Source organism: Lentibacillus sp. L22 (assembly GCF_040812445.1).
In the GTDB taxonomy this organism is placed as follows: Bacteria; Bacillota; Bacilli; order Bacillales; family Amphibacillaceae; genus Lentibacillus_C; species Lentibacillus_C daqui.
Genome location: NZ_JBFNXI010000099.1, coordinates 1 through 1,539, shown reverse-complemented (window position 1 = coordinate 1,539; position 1,539 = coordinate 1). Strand labels below are relative to the sequence as shown.

At 32.5% G+C, this 1,539-nt stretch carries 2 protein-coding genes; both read right to left on the bottom strand.

What is annotated here, in order from left to right:
• Window positions 1-125: 125 nt before the first annotated feature.
• Complete coding sequence (locus ABRT01_RS18195) at window positions 126-536, bottom strand: nucleotidyltransferase domain-containing protein (RefSeq protein ID WP_269409308.1); 411 nt, start codon at window positions 534-536, stop codon at window positions 126-128.
• A gap of 234 nt (window positions 537-770) precedes the next feature.
• Entirely contained in the window at window positions 771-1,037 is a 267-nt protein-coding gene (locus ABRT01_RS18190) for a YesK family protein (protein ID WP_269409309.1), read from the bottom strand.
• Window positions 1,038-1,539 lie beyond the last annotated feature (502 nt).

Genomic DNA, 1,539 nt, shown 5'->3' with positions numbered 1-1,539 from the left:
CCACCTTCTTAATGTAGTGGGATGAACACCAAGTATGCTGGATGCTTCATCGATGGTATACATTTTTGCGATCCTCCTCATTTTATTTCTACTTACAAGGTTCGACATAAAATGCAAGAATCCTGCTAAAAGATAATTAATTTTAAATAATTTAGATTAAACTGTTTTGGAGCCCTTAACAAATCGTACTGATACCGTTCTCTCCAGAATTCACTATAATGAAAATCAAATGGACAGGGATGTTGCCAATCTTTTAATTGTTTCTTACTTAAGAAACTTATTTCAACCGGAAACGGTGATTTAGAATGTTTTAAAATGAACTGCGCTAAAATCCTTTTAATCTCAACTTCCATTGTTTTATTTGTAACAACCAAAACATCAATATCGCTACTGTTCGGATTAAAACCTCCCATTGCTAAGGAACCATGTATATAAAAACCCACGAAACCTTCTTTTATAATTTCCTTAATCCCTCTTTTAAGATTATAAACAAAATTTTTCATGTGAGAGGGGCACGTTTTCCAATCATAGCCCATTTTTGAAACTCCCTTATTCTTCTATTACCCTATTGTTATCCGATACAATAATGTTTATAGGACGTACCGATCCTTAGTCCATGCTTCAAGATGGTTTAATCCTTTGTCTATTGATAATTTTTCAGCTTTCTTTAACAGTTGTTTCCTAATGGAGCCAATTAAAATGATATTCAATTAAAGCTCCTGTTAATGAAACCTTATTTTTGTAAAGCTATTTGCCAAATACAATTGATTTCATCTTCTATGACTGCCAAAATTCATTTTGTTTAATAACACAATACCGATTAAGGCTATAATAGAAGCTATAAATAGTGAAACACTAATCGCTCCCACTCCCATTCCTTCCCATCCGCCAATAATAAAACTGATAAAAAATAAGACAATGCCAATAAAACCGAATGCTATTGGGAAAAGAATCTTTTTCTCAAGTCTTTTCGAAAATAGCGAAAGGAGAGTAATTGCTATAATAAAAATTATAGTCGAGATAAATAGGCTATGCATATATCCCTTCCTCTTTTTTGTTGATTAATGTTCTCAAGAAATTTATCTATAAAAAAGCAATTATGCAAATTAATAATGATGTATCATTGGTTTGTTTTAACCACTTGGCAATAATGAAAATCAATAAAATTATTATAAAACCTAAGCCGATTGGTATAAATATATCCATCCACTATCCACCTACCTTATTTTCGGTAATGCCTTCTAAGGTTATGCCAAAAAACGCATAAATACTTAATAGATAGTAACTAAATTCTGGCAATGTGGACGTTTGTGAGACACTCACAGTTCAAGCATTACTATCTGCTCGCAAATCCGATTTACAATCTCTGATACCGGTTCTGATCCATCAACAATGATATCAGAGTTCGGCTTAATCGTATTTAACATCTCAATATAACCTTTTCTACCTCGGGAGATGTAATTTTCCATATCGGACGTATGTGTCAAGTTTTTCTCGATGTTGCTTTCATACCAATATTTCAGGCACCATCATTTTGTA

What these genes read in the sequence shown, in the direction of transcription:
- ABRT01_RS18190 (WP_269409309.1), bottom strand. Translation starts at nt 1,037, where the DNA reads ATGCATAGCCTATTTATCTCGACTATAATTTTTATTATAGCAATTACT.
- ABRT01_RS18195 (WP_269409308.1), bottom strand. Translation starts at nt 536, where the DNA reads ATGGGCTATGATTGGAAAACGTGCCCCTCTCACATGAAAAATTTTGTT.